General features: G+C 29.3%; 14 protein-coding genes and 2 other annotated features. Of the genes, 8 read left to right on the top strand and 6 right to left on the bottom strand.

Going from position 1 to position 17,949, the window contains the following annotated elements; translation table 11 throughout:
- Positions 1 to 21 precede the first annotated feature (21 nt).
- A complete protein-coding gene (locus U8307_RS06265; protein ID WP_326911165.1) occupies positions 22 to 510 on the bottom strand; it encodes an HD domain-containing protein in 489 nt (162 codons plus the stop codon).
- Positions 511 to 753: 243 nt separating this feature from the next.
- Positions 754 to 2,241, bottom strand: coding sequence for a LysM peptidoglycan-binding domain-containing M23 family metallopeptidase (locus tag U8307_RS06260; protein ID WP_326911163.1), 1,488 nt, complete (start codon positions 2,239 to 2,241; stop codon positions 754 to 756).
- A 278-nt stretch (positions 2,242 to 2,519) separates the two neighbouring features.
- Here U8307_RS06260 and U8307_RS06255 point away from each other — a divergent pair, with 278 nt between their 5' ends.
- Genes U8307_RS06255 through U8307_RS06245 form a run of 3 tightly spaced genes read left to right on the top strand, consistent with a single transcriptional unit; the run spans position 2,520 to position 6,220 of the window.
- Positions 2,520 to 3,617 carry a DnaD domain-containing protein gene (locus U8307_RS06255; protein ID WP_326911161.1) on the top strand — a complete coding sequence of 366 codons (1,098 nt, stop codon included), beginning with the start codon at positions 2,520 to 2,522 and terminating at the stop codon, positions 3,615 to 3,617.
- Entirely contained in the window at positions 3,598 to 4,584 is a 987-nt protein-coding gene (locus U8307_RS06250; protein ID WP_326911159.1) for an ATP-binding protein, read from the top strand. Before U8307_RS06255 ends, U8307_RS06250 begins: the two co-directional genes overlap by 20 nt.
- Positions 4,585 to 4,594: 10 nt before the next feature.
- Positions 4,595 to 6,220 carry a putative manganese-dependent inorganic diphosphatase gene (locus U8307_RS06245; RefSeq protein WP_326911157.1) on the top strand — a complete coding sequence of 542 codons (1,626 nt, stop codon included), beginning with the start codon at positions 4,595 to 4,597 and terminating at the stop codon, positions 6,218 to 6,220.
- An 85-nt stretch (positions 6,221 to 6,305) separates the two neighbouring features.
- Here U8307_RS06245 and ilvA read toward each other — a convergent pair whose 3' ends face one another.
- Positions 6,306 to 7,541 carry a threonine ammonia-lyase gene (ilvA, locus tag U8307_RS06240; protein WP_326911156.1) on the bottom strand — a complete coding sequence of 412 codons (1,236 nt, stop codon included), beginning with the start codon at positions 7,539 to 7,541 and terminating at the stop codon, positions 6,306 to 6,308.
- A gap of 44 nt (positions 7,542 to 7,585) precedes the next feature.
- Positions 7,586 to 7,803 (bottom strand) — a binding site (T-box leader).
- Positions 7,804 to 7,919: 116 nt separating this feature from the next.
- Positions 7,920 to 8,167: a binding site (T-box leader), on the top strand.
- A gap of 106 nt (positions 8,168 to 8,273) precedes the next feature.
- Between ilvA and U8307_RS06235 the strand changes: the two genes are divergently transcribed.
- From U8307_RS06235 to ilvB, 3 genes are all read left to right on the top strand, one after another.
- Positions 8,274 to 8,504 (top strand): ACT domain-containing protein, encoded by a 231-nt coding sequence (locus tag U8307_RS06235; RefSeq protein WP_326911154.1) that lies wholly within the window; start codon positions 8,274 to 8,276, stop codon positions 8,502 to 8,504.
- Positions 8,505 to 8,600: 96 nt separating this feature from the next.
- Positions 8,601 to 9,611, top strand: coding sequence for a ketol-acid reductoisomerase (gene ilvC / locus U8307_RS06230; protein ID WP_326911152.1), 1,011 nt, complete (start codon positions 8,601 to 8,603; stop codon positions 9,609 to 9,611).
- Between the two features lie 18 nt (positions 9,612 to 9,629).
- Complete coding sequence (gene ilvB, locus U8307_RS06225; RefSeq protein ID WP_326911150.1) at positions 9,630 to 11,282, top strand: biosynthetic-type acetolactate synthase large subunit; 1,653 nt, start codon at positions 9,630 to 9,632, stop codon at positions 11,280 to 11,282.
- A gap of 46 nt (positions 11,283 to 11,328) precedes the next feature.
- On the opposite strand, the gene U8307_RS06220 is transcribed toward ilvB, so the two are convergent.
- From U8307_RS06220 to U8307_RS06210, 3 genes are all read right to left on the bottom strand, one after another.
- Positions 11,329 to 11,880, bottom strand: a complete 552-nt coding sequence (locus U8307_RS06220; RefSeq protein WP_326911148.1) for a putative ABC transporter permease — start codon at positions 11,878 to 11,880, stop codon at positions 11,329 to 11,331.
- A gap of 96 nt (positions 11,881 to 11,976) precedes the next feature.
- A complete protein-coding gene (locus tag U8307_RS06215; protein WP_326911146.1) occupies positions 11,977 to 13,518 on the bottom strand; it encodes a putative polysaccharide biosynthesis protein in 1,542 nt (513 codons plus the stop codon).
- A 207-nt stretch (positions 13,519 to 13,725) separates the two neighbouring features.
- Positions 13,726 to 14,844: an aldo/keto reductase gene (locus U8307_RS06210; protein ID WP_326911144.1), complete on the bottom strand. Its 1,119-nt coding sequence runs from the start codon at positions 14,842 to 14,844 to the stop codon at positions 13,726 to 13,728.
- A gap of 159 nt (positions 14,845 to 15,003) precedes the next feature.
- Between U8307_RS06210 and U8307_RS06205 the strand changes: the two genes are divergently transcribed.
- Together U8307_RS06205 and U8307_RS06200 are read left to right on the top strand one after the other, a co-directional pair.
- Positions 15,004 to 15,267, top strand: a complete 264-nt coding sequence (locus U8307_RS06205; protein WP_326911142.1) for a metal-sensing transcriptional repressor — start codon at positions 15,004 to 15,006, stop codon at positions 15,265 to 15,267.
- 15 nt (positions 15,268 to 15,282) lie between these two features.
- Entirely contained in the window at positions 15,283 to 17,874 is a 2,592-nt protein-coding gene (locus tag U8307_RS06200) for a heavy metal translocating P-type ATPase (RefSeq protein WP_326911140.1), read from the top strand.
- Positions 17,875 to 17,949 lie beyond the last annotated feature (75 nt).

Here is a 17,949-nt window from a genome sequence, read left to right as displayed (position 1 = left end):
GTCAATATTTACAATAGAAATTTATTCAACGTTATAAACTGCTTGCTTTTTATACGCCATCTTTTTGAAGTTAGAAGCATATTCGAATACGGCTATATATTTATCAACATAACTCACTATCCATGCTTCCTTTGTTTTTGGAATTCCAAATGGGAACATATGTCCTTTAATAATATTTTCTTCTTTTTCATTTAAATTAAAATATTTCTTTGAATTTTCAAGGGCTATTAAGGGATGACTCATGGCATGATTAATTGAATCTGTTATAAGTCTAAAACTTAAACTCTTTTTAAACTTATATAAGAAAAAATCATGAAGTAGTGCTCCCCTTATAGTTGATTCCCAATCTAATTCATGTTTATATGCAAATTTGTATGAGTAATATGCAACTTTTAAAGAATGATCAAAAACACTTTCATCGTGATGTTTTATATTTCGCATCTCCTGATAAGCTTCATGTTCAATAATAGGACTTGCAACTTCCATAAATCTATAATCAAAATATATCATTATTCCATCCTTTTAAGTAAAAAACTGCGATTTTAGGGGATGATCCATTGTCATCACACTAAGAAAATATTAAATAAAATTTAATTCTTTTCAAGTGTATTATAAAAGGCAGATAAAAGCAAGTTAAAATTTGATTAAAATTTTTTCACCTTTTAGAAAATAATGGACATAATAATGATTAAGGTAGGATGTAAAAAAGACATTGACTCAATCAATGTCTTCTGAATTCCATTTTATCTATATTTATCTATATTGAATTCCTATATATGATGCAGGGTTAACAGTAGAGCCGTATTTTCTTACTTCAAAATGCAAATGAGGTCCTGTAGATACACCTGTTGACCCAACTGCTCCAATAATTTTACCTTGATACACTTTTTCTCCTGATGATACATAAAGTTCGCTACAATGAGCATACCTTGTTGTAAATCCTCCACCATGATCTATATCTATCATATAACCATAGCTTCCATTATAACCTGCAAATATAACTGTACCACCGTCAGCTGCCTTTATAGATGATCCTGAAGCTTTTGCCATATCTTGCCCTCTATGAAAACCTCCGCTTCTTGATCCATAACGTGATGATATAGATGATCCAGGTAAGGGATTAATAAAATATCCTGTACCTTGCTTTGGTGGCGGATCCTGTGTACCTGTCACTACAATTTCAGTTAATGGCTCTGAAATAACTTTTTCTGAAACAACTTCTTTTGCTATTTGAATTCCATTTTCTTCAGTTACTATTGCCTCTATTTCAGAAATACCATATTTACCAGCCTTATTTATAACTTCTTCATCATTGAACATATATGATACATATTCATAAGATGTTTCATATGCAATTTTTTCTTCTTGAACAACTTTTCTTTTCACTTGTACATTTATAAAAGGTTTTGGCACAATTAAGTTTAATTCATCACCAATTTGTATTCTTTCTGGATCTGCAGATGGATTTGCAGAAATTAATTCATCAAGAGTCATGTTAAAATATTCTGCTATTGTCCAATAGGTATCGCCTTTTTCTACTATATATTTTCTTTCTTCATTTGTTCCTTTAATTATGTAATTTACTATGTCATCTGATTCTTGTATTTCTGAACTATTAGCTTCAATTTGTTTTATTTTTACATCTTCCGCAGTTGTTACTTCTATTATTGAATTTTTGTCATAATTATCAGAAAAATATTTTTTAACTTCTTCAATTATGTTTCTAGCCTTGTATTCTGAATCTACTATTCCAATTATATCTTCATCTATGTATAAAGCATAAGCTAGAGTAGAATAATCAACTTCTTTTTTTAATATATTATATATTTCTTTTTCAGAGAGTATTTCTTTGTCAACAGCTTTTGAATTAACAACTTCAAATGTATTATTGAATGCTAAATCTAACTCACTATTTCTTTCTAAGTCATTTTCTAATTTAGAAATAATATTATCTAATACTTTGGGGTCTCTTACTTTGCATATTTCTTCGCCATCAACTAATAGTGTATAGCTTTCAGTTGAATATATGTTATTTTCGTGGGTATTTAAATAGTTTAAAGCAAATGTACTGCTTAAGACTAATGTAGTGGCTGCTAGAAGTGAGGCTGCGCCTATAATTTGATCTTTATATTTTAAGAAAATAGCTTGTCTTTCTTCTTCATCGGGTAGTTGTTTGAAAATTTTCGAATTTTTGTTTTTAAGGTTCAATTTTTCTAATAACGGTCTAATTATATTTTTCATATTATACTTCCTGTATTTTTTTCGTTAGTATATTTATTATATATGTCAGTGCAAAAATTGTAATTTTCATTTCACATAAATAATGATATAATAAATATAAGTGTAATACTGTTCTTTTATTAAATCATCTTTTAATATTATAGTATATTAGATGATATTATGTCAACAAAATTAAGGTTAAATGTTTTCACAAAAATATAATAGAAATGTTACAATTATATTACAAGTATATGGCAAATTGATTATATATTACTATTATTGCCTAAAAGGAGTAAAATATGAGTTTTTTCTTACAAGAAATGCAAATAGATTTGGGGGATACCCCTATAGAAAATATATTTATTACTGACTATATGCCCTTTGCAGATGGAACGTATGTAAAGGTATATCTTTTAGGATATAAGTATGCAAAGGATAAGCAACAAAAATTTAACAACGAAACTATAGCTAAAAATCTTAAAATTCCCTTAGCAGACGTATTAAACGCATGGGATCATTGGGAAAAAGAAGGTATTGTAATAAGGCATCAATCGGATGATGATTATAATTATTTAGTTGAATTTGTAAATCTTAAGCAACTTTATGTTGATAATGTTTATAAGCATATTTCTAAAATAAATCAAGAAAAGGGTATTTATGTAGATAATGATAAACTTATTTCTTCTAGCAGAGGTGCTGAAAATAAAAAGATGATGCAAGAAATAGAGGAAATGTTTGGAAGACCATTAAAAATAAAAGAAAAACAAAAAATTGTATCATGGTTAAACAATTATAAGATGAAACCAGAAATTATGTCTCAAGCTTTTAGTTACTGTATTAATAATAAAAAGGTCAAAAGATTTAACTATATAGAATCTGTTGTATCTGGATGGCATGATGCTGGGGTGTGTGACATTGATACAATGGCTGAATACTTAGAAAATCGCAATGATAGATTTTTCGTTTATTCTAGAATCAGTAAAGCTCTGGGATTTAATAATAGAATTTTAACAGAGGCTGAAATGAAAACAATAGACAAGTGGGTGGACGAATGGGGATTTTCAATGGATATGATTTTAAAATGTTTAGAAAATTCAACCAAAATTTCAAATCCTAATTTAAATTATTTTGATAGTATTTTAAATAAGTGGTATAACAGTGGCTATAAAACTATTGATGATTTAAGGAATGATAAAAAGCCAGAAAATAAACAAAAAGTTATTAAGGAAACTATTAAAACTAAAAATAAGTTTCATAATTTTGATCAAAAAATAAAAAATTATTCTGAGGAAGAGTTAGAGCAAATAGTGAGAAATAGATTTAATAAAAAGCTTGATAAATTAGGACTTCAAGTACCTGAAGAAGGGGATGAAAATAGTGAAAAAGCAATTAATTGAAAATATTAAAACTGAATATAATAAAAAAAGGCTCAAGGCAGCAAGGGAAGCTGATTTGAGAAAAGAAGAGCTTTATGAAAGAATTCCTGGTTTAGAAGAAATAAATAGAAAAATCAGCCTGGCAAGCATAGAATTATCAAAATTATATTTGTCTAAACCAGATGATATTGAAGAACAGGTTTTAGAATTAAAGGAAAAAATAACTTGTCTTAAGAAAAACAAAGATGAATTTTATAATAAGTATAATATACCGAAAAATTTCACAGAACCCAATTATCAATGTAGTAATTGCAATGACACTGGTTATACGTTAGAAGGGAAACGGTGTAATTGCATGAACAAGCAAATTATTAATTATCTATATGATATTTCAAATATGATACATATGCTTAAAAGGGAAAACTTTGATACATTTGACATTAATATTTTCAGTAATGAATTATACAATAAAGAAAAATTAACTCCAAGACAAAATATGTACAAAATATTAGAAACTTGCGAAGATTTTTGCAATAACTTCGATGATGTTAATATGAATTTACTTTTTTATGGAGGAACAGGTTTAGGAAAAACATTTATGTGCAATTGTATTGCAAAAGCCCTTATAGACATGGAAAAGTCCGTGTTTTATCAGACTGCTTTTCATTTGTTTGAAATAGTAGAGAACCATAAGTTTTACAAACAAACTGAAACAGAAGAAAATAGGATTAGTTATAATATGATCTTTGACTGTGATTTATTAATAATAGATGACCTTGGTACAGAATTCAATAATTCTTTTACTAATGCGGAAATATTTAATATTTTAAATGAAAGGTTGATAACAGAAAAGAAAACAATTATATCAACTAATTTATCTTTGGAGCAGATGGCTGAAACTTACTCAGACAGAATAATGTCCAGAGTTTTTAGTAATTATGCGCCACTTAAATTTTATGGAAAAGATTTAAGATGGGAAAGTAAGTAGGAGAATGACAATGAAAAATAATTTGATATTTGGGCATAAAACCCCAGATACAGACAGTGTATGTTCAGCAATTACTTTGTCTAATTTAAAGAATAAAATAAATGAACCTTCCATACCTTATATATTAGATAATATTACAAAAGAAACGGAATTTGTATTAAATTATTTTAATGTAAAAACTCCTAATATTTTGACAAATGTTAAAATTCAAATAAAGGATTTATCATATGATAAAGTTAAACCTTTTAAGTTAAATCAGTCTGTACATTTTGCTTACTTTTTCATGAATGAAAATAAATTGAGAACTCTTCCTATTATTGATGATGATGGAAAATTAGCAGGTATCATAACAATGAAAGATATTGCTATGAGTTTAATCAACACAGATCAAAAATATTTATGTACTTCATATGATAATATTATTGAAACATTAATTGGCTCTGAACTTCTTAGATTTGACAATATTATAGAAGGAAATATTACGGTAGCTTCTTTTGAGGAAAAAACATTAAGAAATTCAGAAACATTAAATGAAAATTCAATTGTAATAGTTGGAGATAGGTATGACGTTATAAAGTATGCTATTGAATTAGGGGTAAAGTTAATAATAGTTACTGGAGATTTTAGTATTCCTTTGAGTTTACTAGATTTAGCAAAGAAAAATAAGATTAATCTAATAAAAACACCTTTTCATACGTACTATACAGCTAAAAATGTGTCATTATCTAAGTATGTAAATCATATAATGAAAACTTCAGGACTAATGATATTTACAGAAGATGATTATCTTGAGGATTGTAAGGAAGATATAGAACAATCAAAACATTCAAAATTTCCTATTATATCAAGAGATAAGAAGTATCTAGGATTACTTAGCAGAAATCATCTTATTAATCCATCTAGAAAAAAGGTTATTTTAGTAGACCATAATGAAATGGGGCAAAGTGCAGATGGAATTGAGGAAGCAGAAATACTTGAGGTAATAGATCATCATAAAATTGGTGATATTAAAACTCCTATTCCAATAAGCTTTAGAAATACTCCAGTAGGTAGCACTAATACAATTATATATCAAATGTACAAGGAAAATAATATAAAAATAGAAAAGCCTATGGCTGGACTTATGCTTTCAGGAATAATATCTGATACTTTATTGTTAAAGTCTCCTACTACTACTGACGCTGATAAGATTGCAGTAGAAAATTTAAGCAAAATAGTAGAATTAGATTTGTATAAATATGCGATGGATATGTTTAAAGCAGGTACTTCTTTAGAATCAAAATCTATTGAAGAGGTATTATACCAAGATTTTAAGAAATTTAATCTTGAATATAAGAATATAGGTATTTCTCAAGTTTTCACATTGGATATAAATCAAATTATGATTAATGAAAATGATTATATCAATCTTATAGACAATATAACATTAGCTAAAGACTATTTTATGATAATTATGGCAGTAACTGATATAGTAAATGAAGGATCGTACATATTTTACACCTCTGACAAAGAGAAAATTGTAAAATTGATTTTTAATATAGAAGATGTGCATCAAGGAATTTATATAGATAAATGTGTTTCAAGAAAAAAACAAATAGTACCGAGTGTAATAAATGCTATTAAACAAATGAATTAGTATTATGTTATTCTGAAAAAAGCAAAGAATCCATTTATTATAATGTGAAATTCTTTAGCTTTATTTCAGTGACAAATGGTAGTTTTTAATATATTCTATTAATTTTAAAATTATCTTTTTTCATTAATTCGATTATTTGTTGTATATGTTTTTCTCCATTTGTTTCTGCAGTTACTTCTAATTGAACATTCATATAACGGTCGGTAGCTTTGAATTGATTATGTTCTAGTTTAATAACATTTGCATTAACTGATGAAAGAATTTGAGATATTTTCATTAACTGTCCTGGAGTATCTGGCAAATCTACAGAAAAGCAAAATATTCTACTTCTTGAAACTAGTCCTTTATTTATTAATGATGATATAGTAAGAACATCTACATTGCCACCGCTTACAACGCAAGCAACGTTTTTATTTTTAATATTTAATTTCCTTAATGCGGCTAATGGCAATATTCCAGAAGTTTCTGCTATGAGTTTATGTTTTTCTACAAGCATTAATAGTGCTTCAGTCATATCTTCTTCTGTAACTTCAATAATACCATCTACATATTTATTCGCGATATTGTATGTTAATTCTCCTGGTTTTTTAACTGAAACGCCTTCCGCTGTAGTACGACAATGGTCAAGCTCCATAATTCTCCCCTTATTTAAAGATGTTTTCATTGTCAATGCACCTGATGGTTCTACGCCAGTAACTCTTATGGACGGTTTAAGGCTTTTGGCAATAAGAGCGATTCCACTGATTAGTCCACCACCACCTACAGGTACTAATATTTCGTCAATATTCTCTAATTCTTCAATTATCTCTAACCCAACAGTACCTTGTCCACAAATAACATCATAATCATCAAAAGCATGGACATAAGTATATCCTTTTTCTTTAGATAGACGCATTGATTCTTTATAAGATTCATCATATACATCACCATGAATAACAACTTCAGAACCATAAGATTTAGTTCCTTCAATTTTTATTAGAGGCGTTATGTTAGGCATAACAATTACTGAAGGAATTCCTAGTTTTTGTGCTGAAAGTGCTACGCCTTGAGCGTGATTTCCAGCTGACGATGCTATAATACCCCTTTTTCTTTCTTCCTTTGTTAAGTTGTTAATTTTATTAAAAGCTCCTCTAATTTTAAATGATCCAGTTACTTGAAGATTTTCTGGTTTAATATATACATTATTTCCATATTCTTTGCTGAAAAATTCACTATAAATTAAGTTTGTTTTCTTAAGTACTCTTTTTAGGTTTTGTGATGCATTTCTAATGTGTTCTTCATGATTGGTTGTCTCTAAATTTAATATTTTATTCTGTGTCATATCTTCCTCCAATTGATAATTTAATATAAAAAAAACGAGTATTCTCAAAGGACGAGAAAACCCGCGGTACCACCTTAATTGTGTATATACACCTCTTATCTGTTCTAACAAACATAGGCCTTCTAACGGTGCCAGACGCTTTTCTTACTGTTTTCAGAAAAGTTCTCAGGAGTGATTTTTAAATACTTGTAATACTATTTTTCACCAAACAATAGCTCTCTATAAATACAATATACTTAACTTTCTCCATCAACGAAATTATAATTGTTTATGATTGTAGTATTTAATTATTACTTTGTCAAGAAAAAAATTTTGAAAATTTATAAAAATAATTATTGACATTATATAATGCCATGTGTATAATTAGTAAAAAGTTAGAGAAAAGCTTTGACGGAGACAAAAATATCTTGCAAATAACTTCAGAGAGCCGATGGTTGGTGAAAATCGGTGTTATATGATATAATGATCACTCCTGAGCTTCCAAGTCGAATAAAAGTAGACAAGGACGTATTCCTGCGTTAATAGGATAGAGTTCAAAAAACTTATATAGTTTTTTCGACTTGAATGAGGCGATATTTTTTTATCGTAAAATAGGGTGGTACCACGAAAGACCTTTCGTCCCTATATATATCTATAGTTAGATGTATATAGAGATGAAAGGTTTTTATTTTTTTGAAAATGGTGGTAGAGCAACTTCAATAAGTATTTAAATTATAAAGGGAGGTTAATAAAATGTGTAGAACAGTAAGTTTTAAAGTTTCAAGTGGTATGGACTCAGCAGTAAGAGTGTTAACAACGCTTAGAAGAAAACAATTTGATGTGAAGGAATTCAGCATGGTAACTATTGATTCAAGTAATTCAGAATTTAAGGTTACATTAGAAGATGAAAATAAAAATGGATTAGATAAAGCTATATTACAAATGAATAAACTTGTTGATGTGTATGATATTGCAGAAGTTTAAGTAAATCAGAAATTAGAATTTGTTATTTTGACATTTTCATTATGGTCAGGATAGCATGCTAAATATAATAAAATATAATCTTAGGAGGAAATTGAAATGGGAACAATGTATTATGAAAAGGATGCAGATTTAAAGGTATTAGAGGGGAAAAAAGTTGCAATAGTTGGTTATGGAAGTCAAGGCCACGCTCATGCTCTTAATTTAAAAGAAAGTGGAGTAGATGTAGTTGTAGGTTTGAAAGAGGGAAGCAAATCAAGAGCAAAGGCTGAATCTCATGGACTTACAGTTAAAAGTGTATCTGAAGCTGCAAAGGAATCAGATGTAATTATGATTTTAGCACCTGATACAGCGCAAAAACAAATTTATGAAGAAAGTATTGCTCCAAATTTGGAGGAAGGAAATGCTATTGCATTTGCTCATGGGTTTAATATTCATTTCCATCAGATAGTTCCACCAAAGAATGTTGATGTATTTATGGTAGCACCAAAAGGACCTGGACATTTAGTTAGAAGAACATATCAAGAAGGTAAAGGTGTACCTGATGTATTTGCAGTTTATCAGGATTATACAGGAAAGTGCAGAGATATTACATTTGCATATGCTAAAGGTATAGGAGGAACAAGAGCTGGTATTATCGAAACAACATTTAAAGAAGAAACGGAAACAGATTTGTTTGGAGAGCAAGCTGTTCTTTGTGGAGGTATCACAGAACTTATAAAAGCAGGATTTGATACTTTAACAGAAGCTGGTTACCAACCGGAAATAGCATATTTTGAATGTTTGCATGAAATGAAATTAATTGTAGATTTAATTTATGAAGGTGGATTTGAAAATATGAGATATTCCATTAGTGATACAGCAGAATATGGAGATTATGTAACAGGTAGAAGGGTTATAACTCAAGAAACAAGAAAAGAAATGAAAGAGATACTTTCAGAAATTCAAACTGGGCAATTTGCAAGTACTTGGATATCTGAGAATCAAGCAGGAAAACCAAAGTATTATGCAATGAAAAATATGGAATTAGAACATCCAATTATAGAAACAGGAAAAAAATTGAGATCAATGATGTCTTGGATTAATAACCCAGCGGAAGGTCAAGAATAAATTAAAAAAGGTGACAAAATGAAACTATCAGGCTCAAAAATAATTTTAAAAGTCTTAAAAGAAAAAGGCATAGATACCTTGTTTGGATATCCAGGTGGAGCTGTAATACCTTTTTTTGATGCTCTATACGATGATCTTGATCATTTCAAGGTATACAGACCAGCCCATGAGCAAAATGGTGTTCATGCAGCAGATGGATATGCCAGAAGCACAGGAAAGTTAGGCGTATTTATTGCAACATCAGGACCAGGCGCAACAAATGCAATAACTGGTATTGCCAATGCATATATGGATTCTGTACCATTACTAGTAGTTTCAGGTCAAGTTGCAAACACTCTTATAGGTAAAGATTCTTTTCAAGAGGTAGATATAACAGGATTAACATTATCAGTAACAAAACATAATTATTTAGTTCGAAATGTTGAAAATCTAGAGGATGTAATAAGAGAAGCTGTAGATGTTGCTTTAGAAGGCAGACCTGGTCCGGTTTTAGTTGATATTCCAAAGGATGTATTTTTAAAAGAATGTGTATATAAGGGAAGTAAAACTAAATACGAAAGAAAATTTAAAGTACCAGAAGAAGAATATTTTAATAAAGCGGTCGAATTGATAAATAAAGCTGAAAGACCTGTAATTTATGCAGGTGGAGGAGTGAGAATATCAAAAAATGATGAACTTTTATTAGAGTTCGCAAAAAAAGCTGATATACCAGTTTGTAATAGTTTTATGGGTCTAGGTACTATACCAAGAAGTAATAAATTATCTCTTGGGTTTGTTGGAATGCATGGTTCATTGGAAACAAATATGGCAGTAACTAATTGTGATTTATTAATTGCCATTGGAGCACGGTTTAGCGATAGGGTTATAGGTCAACCAAATAAATTTGCACCAAGTGCCAGCATTATACACATTGATATAGATTCAACTGAGATAGATAAGAATACTTATGAGAGTATTCCTTTAATAGGAAATATGAAAGGTATTTTAAAAAAATTGATTGAAAAATCTGAAGAAAAAGACAGAAGTAAGTGGCTTGAAGAAATAATGTTAAAAAAGTTAAAAGTAGATATTGAAAATCAATTTGTTCCAGAAAACATTCTTAATAATATTAATGAAGTATATAATGCAGATACTATAGTAGCAACAGATGTTGGGCAACATCAGATGTGGACGGGTCAATATTGGAAATTTAATAAATCTAATGAATTCATAACATCTGGTGGACTTGGAACAATGGGGTTTGGAATTGGTGCAGCAATAGGTGCACAAATAGGAAATCCAAGTAAAAATACTATATTAGTAACTGGTGATGGTAGTTTTAGAATGAATTGTCAGGAGCTTGTAACAATTGCTAAATACAAACTTCCAGTGAAGATAATTTTATTGAATAATAATACTCTTGGTATGGTAAGACAATGGCAAAGAATGTTCAGTAATGCTAGATATTCAGAAACCGATAATTATGATGAAGTAAATTATCAAATGCTTACTGAATCTTATGGAATAAAAGGTTATAGAGCTGAATCTTTGAAAGAACTTAACGAAGTACTCAATGAAACTAAAAATATTAATGAACCTATTTTAATTGAGTGTAAGATAAATATAGATTGTAGTGTTTATCCAATAGTTCCACCAGGCAGACCCATTGATGAACTATTATTAAATGGCTAATGTACGGGACGCATTGTATGCGTCCCGCAGTTTGCATATTGCAAAACTATAATTTTATTATGTGTGTTGGGAACATTTTACGGATATTGTATGAGGCATTTACAAAGAGTATTGCAGACACAATTAAAATTACATTATATTTAATTGTATTACTTATTGAAAATACTAAAATTTCCATAATTGGATGTATGAAGCTTGAAAGCAACAGAGATACAATTCCCCATAACATAGAAAAGTCCAAACATATATAAGAATGAAGGTTTAATGGATATTTACTGTAATCCCACATTTTATGATTAAAAACCTTATCTAGTATTCTTCCTACTAAATATTCTAAAAATGTTACAGCTATAATACTTCCTAAAGTAGCTATAAGTAATGCATTAAATCTTGAGTCAATAGATATTTCGCTAAATGTATAAATAGAAATTATTACAATAGCACATAAACCATATAATGGACAAAAGTAATTTGTAAGAAATCCTCCTCGTATGATTAATTTTTTATTGATAATACTTCCAAATAAAGTTTCAAAAAAGGAACCTCCAAATCCATATATAATGAAAAATAAAGTTAAGTCAATTAGATTATATTGCATAAAATTCTCCTTTATCCCCGTTAATATATTCTTTGGATAATAAGAAAAAATATGCTTACGTTTATATACCAATATTTGTTGTTATTTCAATAAGATTCAAAAATTTTTAACTAGTTTTTTTAAATCTTTTACTTGCATTAAGTGGAAGCTTTTAAGTAGTATTAACCCCATCAAATATAACAATGACAATATTATTATGCTTGAAAATAGAGCAAATATATTATGAGAAGAATTTCTTATAAACATTGTAAATAAAACCCTAGAAGTTAGACAGGAAAATCCTGCAACTAGTATTGGTTTGAATATCCAATTTGATACATCAAAAATAATACATGATACTTGTAATAGTTTAATTAAATATAAAAAAGTATTTAATACAGTAGTTAAAAAAAGGGCAAATAAGTAAGCATCAAAACCGTATATAGGAATAAGGAAATATATAATTGAAATTTTAAGAATAGATTCTATTATATTTATTTTAAAAGAACTTACTTGTTCTCCTAAAGCATTTAACATAGAAGATATTACCATATTTAAATACATAAAGGGACATACTAATGAAATAATTTTTAACATTAATCCTACTTGAGGGTCATTGTAAACGGCCATAGCAATTTCGTTTGGAAAAGTTATGAATACACTAACTACAAGAATACCTGAAAGTGCTGTAAAATGCAAAACTTTTGAAAGTGTAGCAGTTACCTTTTTTTCATTTGATTTTACATTATCACTTGCAACCGAAGGAATTAAAATGGATGCAAGAGATGTTAGAAATGATGATGGAAAAAACAAAAGTGGTAAAACCATACCTTTTATCATTCCATATAGGCTCATGGCAGCTTCAGCTGTTGCACCATATAAAATTAATCTAGTTGGTATCATAGTATTTTCAACAGTTCTTAATACTGAATTTAAGTATGACGTACCAGATAGTGGTATTGAAATTCCAAGAATTTTAAATATCATATTTTTAGGTTTTCGTTTGATATATTTATTAGCAAAAGGTTTTTTGTCAAATATGTATAAAAACCATGTAAATAACAGTGAAAATATTTCTTCAATTGTCATACCAATAGCAACAGCAGCACATCCATATTCTAAGCCTTTTGGTAAATAGATACTCATTATAGAAAGTATAATAAAAATTCTAACTAGTTGCTCTGTTATTTGAACAATTGCAGGTTTAATTATCTTTCCAACCGCATAAAAGTAACCTTTATAACATGAAGATACAGCCATAACTGGTAAACTTGGTACTAAATACAGTAGTGATAGAACAGTTCTTTTATCATTTAATATATTAATACCAATATAATTAGCAAAATAATACATAATAAAAGCTGCTAAAAGACCGGTAAATAAAGAAAGAACAATTGCTTGATGCAAAGATTTTTTTGCATTAGCGTAGTGATTTAAGGCAAGTTCTTCAGAAACTAACCTAGATACTGCTATTCTTATCCCTGATGTTGCTAAAGTTACCATAAGCATATAAAAAGATAAAATTAGTTGATATAGTCCAATACCTTCAGACCCAAGGACATTAGCAAGATAAATACGAAAAAAAAATCCAACAAATCTCACTATTGTCGTAGCAATAGTCAATATTAATGTTCCAAGAATAATGTTCTGCTTTTTCATAACTAACCTCATAATATAACTTTTGAGTGTAAACGTGTCCTGTCAACTAGGCATGTTTATATTTTCACCTCGTTATAATAATATGCTAAAAAGTTAAATTAAGAAGATAAATTTTCATTACACTGTAGGGGACGCATTGTATGCGTACCGCAACGCGTCTGTAAAAGCAGATTGTAGGGGACGCATTGTATGCGCCCCGCAATATGTTTATAATGAATTAATCTCTGTATTTACCTTTTCTAATTCTTCTGGAATATTTATATGTTGAGGACATTTAGATAGACATTCCCCACAATTTAGGCAATTATTTGCCTTGTTCTTTTCACCAATGAAATTATAATTTCTAATAGCGAGAAATTTATTTTCAGTTTTTTTATAATCGTTATAAACTCCAAAATTACCTGGTATATCTACTCCATGAGGGCAATCCATACAATAGCGGCAAGCTGTACATGGTATAGGTTTAATTTTTCTTAAATCTTCAACAACACGATCAATGACTTTTAACTCATCATTAGTTATTGGTTTAAAATCTGTAAATGTAGCCATATTATCATTAAGCTGAGTTAAATTTGACATCCCACTTAATACTATTGCTATATTTGGTAAAGAAGCAACCCATCTTAATGCCCAAGATGCAGTGCTTTTATTAGAATCATAATTTTTAAAATGTTTTTCTACTGCTTGTGCAAAAGAAGCAAGAAATCCACCTCTTACTGGTTCCATAACAAAACATGGTATATTTCGTTTTTCTAGAATTTCATATGCACCCTTTGCATCATTTTCATTCCAATCCCAGTAGTTAATTTGAAGTTGTACAAAATCCCATTCATGTTGAGAAACCATTTCTTCTAACAATTCATTTGTATCATGAAATGAAAAACCTATATGTTTTACTTTGCCTTCTAATTTTTTCTTTAACATGAAATCATATAAATTGAACTTGTCCATTATTTCTTTTCTCTTTGAACCCATAGAGTGCAGTAAGTAAAAATCAAAATACTCAGTATTGCATTTTTCCAATTGTTCATTAAACAATTTTTCCGCATCATCTTCTTTTTCAACTTTCCATATAGGAAGTTTGCTAGTTAAAAAGTAGCTTTCTCTAGGAAATTCAGGGAGGACTTTCCCTAAAAATCTTTCTGATTCTTCGTCATGGTAATTATATGCAGTATCAAAATAATTCAATCCACTACTAATTGCATGATTGATCATTTCTTTAGCTTGTAAGAAATCAATTTTATTATCTTTCACAGGAAACCTCATACATCCGAATCCTAATTTTGGTAATTCTAAACCAAATTTTTCAATATATTTTTTATCCATATTCAAAACCTACCTTTTAAATATCTTTTTTTCATTAATAATAATATTATAACATCCGGTAAAAACTAAAACAACTAAAAAAACTATTGACAAATGTAAAAATGAGGGTTAACATATACTTACACCCCCCACGGTAGGGGGGAGATTAGGAGGGATAATATGAAAGCCGATAAGGATAAAATAAATCAATTATTAAAAACAGCAGCTGGACAAATTGAAGGTATTTCGAAAATGGTTAATGAAGATAGATACTGTATTGATATTTCAAATCAAATATTAGCTGTTCAATCTATTCTAAAAAAAGCAAATAATGAAATATTAAAAGCGCATATGGAAATGTGCGTAAAACAAGCTTTCATAGAGGGTAATGAAGAAGAAAAAATCAAGGAAATTATTATGATTATAGATAAATTGTCGAAATAAGAAAGGGATGAAATTATGAAATCTCAAAAGTTCGATGTAACTGGTATGACATGTTCAGCATGTTCTGCTAGAATCGAGAAAAATATAAATAAAACAGATGGAATTCAAGAAGCAAGTGTAAATCTTTTAAGTAATAATATGACTGTGAAGTATGATGAATCACTTTTGAATGAGTCAGATATTATAAAAATTGTACAGGAAACAGGTTATGGTGCATCTATAGTAGGAAAAGAAAAATCTAATGTTAAAAAAAATCAAGGTCCCTCTGTTGCAGAAGTAGAGTTTAGAGAAATGAAAAAAAGAATGGTCGTTTCATTTATTTTTGCAGTACCACTATTTTATATATCGATGGGGCATATGTTTGGTTGGCCATTTTTAGAAATGTTTCATGGTATAGAAAATTCATTAATATTTGCATTTACTCAGCTATTACTGGCTATACCTGTTATGATTGTTAATAGTAAGTATTATAAGGTTGGATTTAAAACTTTATTTAAAGGGTCTCCAAATATGGATTCTTTAATTGCCTTAGGTACAACTGCAGCAGTTGCTTATGGAATATTTGCAATTTATAAAATAGGATTTGGTTTAGGTCATATGAATATGGATATGGTTATGGAATATTCAATGGAACTTTACTTTGAATCTGCAGGAGTAATATTAGCTTTAATAACATTAGGAAAATTCTTGGAAGCGAGGGCAAAAGGAAGAACCTCTGATGCTATTAAAAAGTTAATGGATTTATCTCCTAAAACAGCTGTAGTAGAAAGAGATGGACAGGAAATTGAAATACCAGTTGAAGATGTTGTTCAAGGCGACATTGTTATTGTAAAGCCAGGTCAAAGCGTTCCTGTTGATGGAACTATTACATTTGGGAATTCATCAATTGATGAATCAATGTTGACAGGTGAAAGTATACCTATTGAAAAGAAGATAGGAGATAAGGTTATTGGTGCAAGTGTTAATAAATCAGGATATTTTAAATTTGAGGCAGTTAATGTAGGAGACGATACGACATTATCACAAATTATCCGTCTAGTTGAAGAGGCAAGTTCTTCTAAGGCACCTATAGCAAAGTTAGCAGATAAAATTAGTGGTATCTTTGTTCCTGTTGTAATTAGTATTTCTGTTCTTGCAACCATTTTGTGGTTAATACTTGGAGCATCATTTGAATTTGCCTTATCAATTGGAATTGCTGTTCTTGTAATTTCGTGTCCATGTGCATTAGGTCTTGCAACACCTACTGCAATTATGGTTGGAACAGGTAAAGGTGCTGAAAATGGTATACTGATTAAGTCAGCAGAAGCATTGGAGATAGCTCATCATATTCAGACTGTAGTTATGGATAAAACAGGTACAATTACAGAGGGTAAACCAAGGGTGACTAATATATTGACTAATGGAAACATAGATAATGTTGAAATGCTGAAAATAGCAGCATCAGCTGAAAAAGGTTCAGAACATCCTTTGGCAGAAGCAATTTTAGAAGAAGCAAGAACTAAAAATATTGATTTATATAAAGTTGATAGATTTGAAGCAATACCTGGTCAAGGGTTAGAAGCTGAAGTAAATAATAAAAAATATTATATGGGAAACATAAGATTAATTAATGAAAAAAATATTAATAATCAATTTTTAGAGGAAAGTACAAAACTAGCTGAAGAAGGTAAAACACCTCTTTATTTTGCAGATGATAAAAGTGTTTTGGGAATAATAGCTGTAGCTGATATTGTTAAGCCAACAAGCCAGAAAGCTATTAAGGAATTTGAAGCTATGGGTATTGAAGTTATAATGTTAACTGGGGATAATAAAAAAACTGCAGAAGCTATTAGAAAACAACTAGGTATTACAAGAGTTATAGCAGAAGTTCTTCCTCAAGATAAAGAAAGAGAAATAAGAAATATTCAAGAACAGGGTAAAAAGGTAGCTATGATTGGCGATGGTATAAATGATGCACCGGCTTTAGCAAGAGCAGATGTTGGTATTGCAATTGGAGCAGGAACAGATGTTGCTATAGAGTCAGCTGATATAGTATTAATTAGAAGTGATTTGTTAGATGCAGTAACAGCAGTACAATTAAGTAAAGCAACAATCAGAAATATAAAGCAAAATTTATTCTGGGCATTTATATATAACACTATTGGTATACCTTTAGCAGCAGGGGTGTTTTACAATTTGCTTGGATGGAAGTTAAATCCTATGTTTGCAGCAGGAGCAATGAGTTTAAGTTCAGTTTCAGTAGTTTCAAATGCATTAAGACTTAAATTTTTTAAGCCTGTTAGAACGATAGAAGAATCAGAAATAAATACTAAATCAATATTTAACGTTGATGACTCAAAAGTCATAAAAGAAGACTTATTTAATAAATCAGATAATAATGAAAAAGGAGAAAATATTATGAAAAAAACATTAATAGTAGAAGGTATGAGTTGCGGACATTGTAAAGCAGCAGTTGAAAAAGCTTTAAAATTTGTAGATGGTGTTGAAGATGCAGTGGTGGATTTAGATAAAAAAGCTGCAGAAGTTAATTTGACTACAGAAGTTAGTGATGATGTTTTATCAAAGGCTGTAACAGATGCAGGATATGAAGTAGTTGAAGTTAAATAAGAAAAAATAAATCCAGTAAAGTCTCCTTATTAAGGGATTTTACTGGATTTTATTAATGTATATGTGAGATTAAAA

Origin of the sequence: Sedimentibacter sp. MB31-C6, from assembly GCF_035934735.1 — a bacterium.
GTDB lineage: Bacteria > Bacillota > Clostridia > Tissierellales > Sedimentibacteraceae > Sedimentibacter.
Note: the sequence above shows the minus strand (reverse complement) of the source record. Positions and strands in the feature narration are given on the sequence as shown.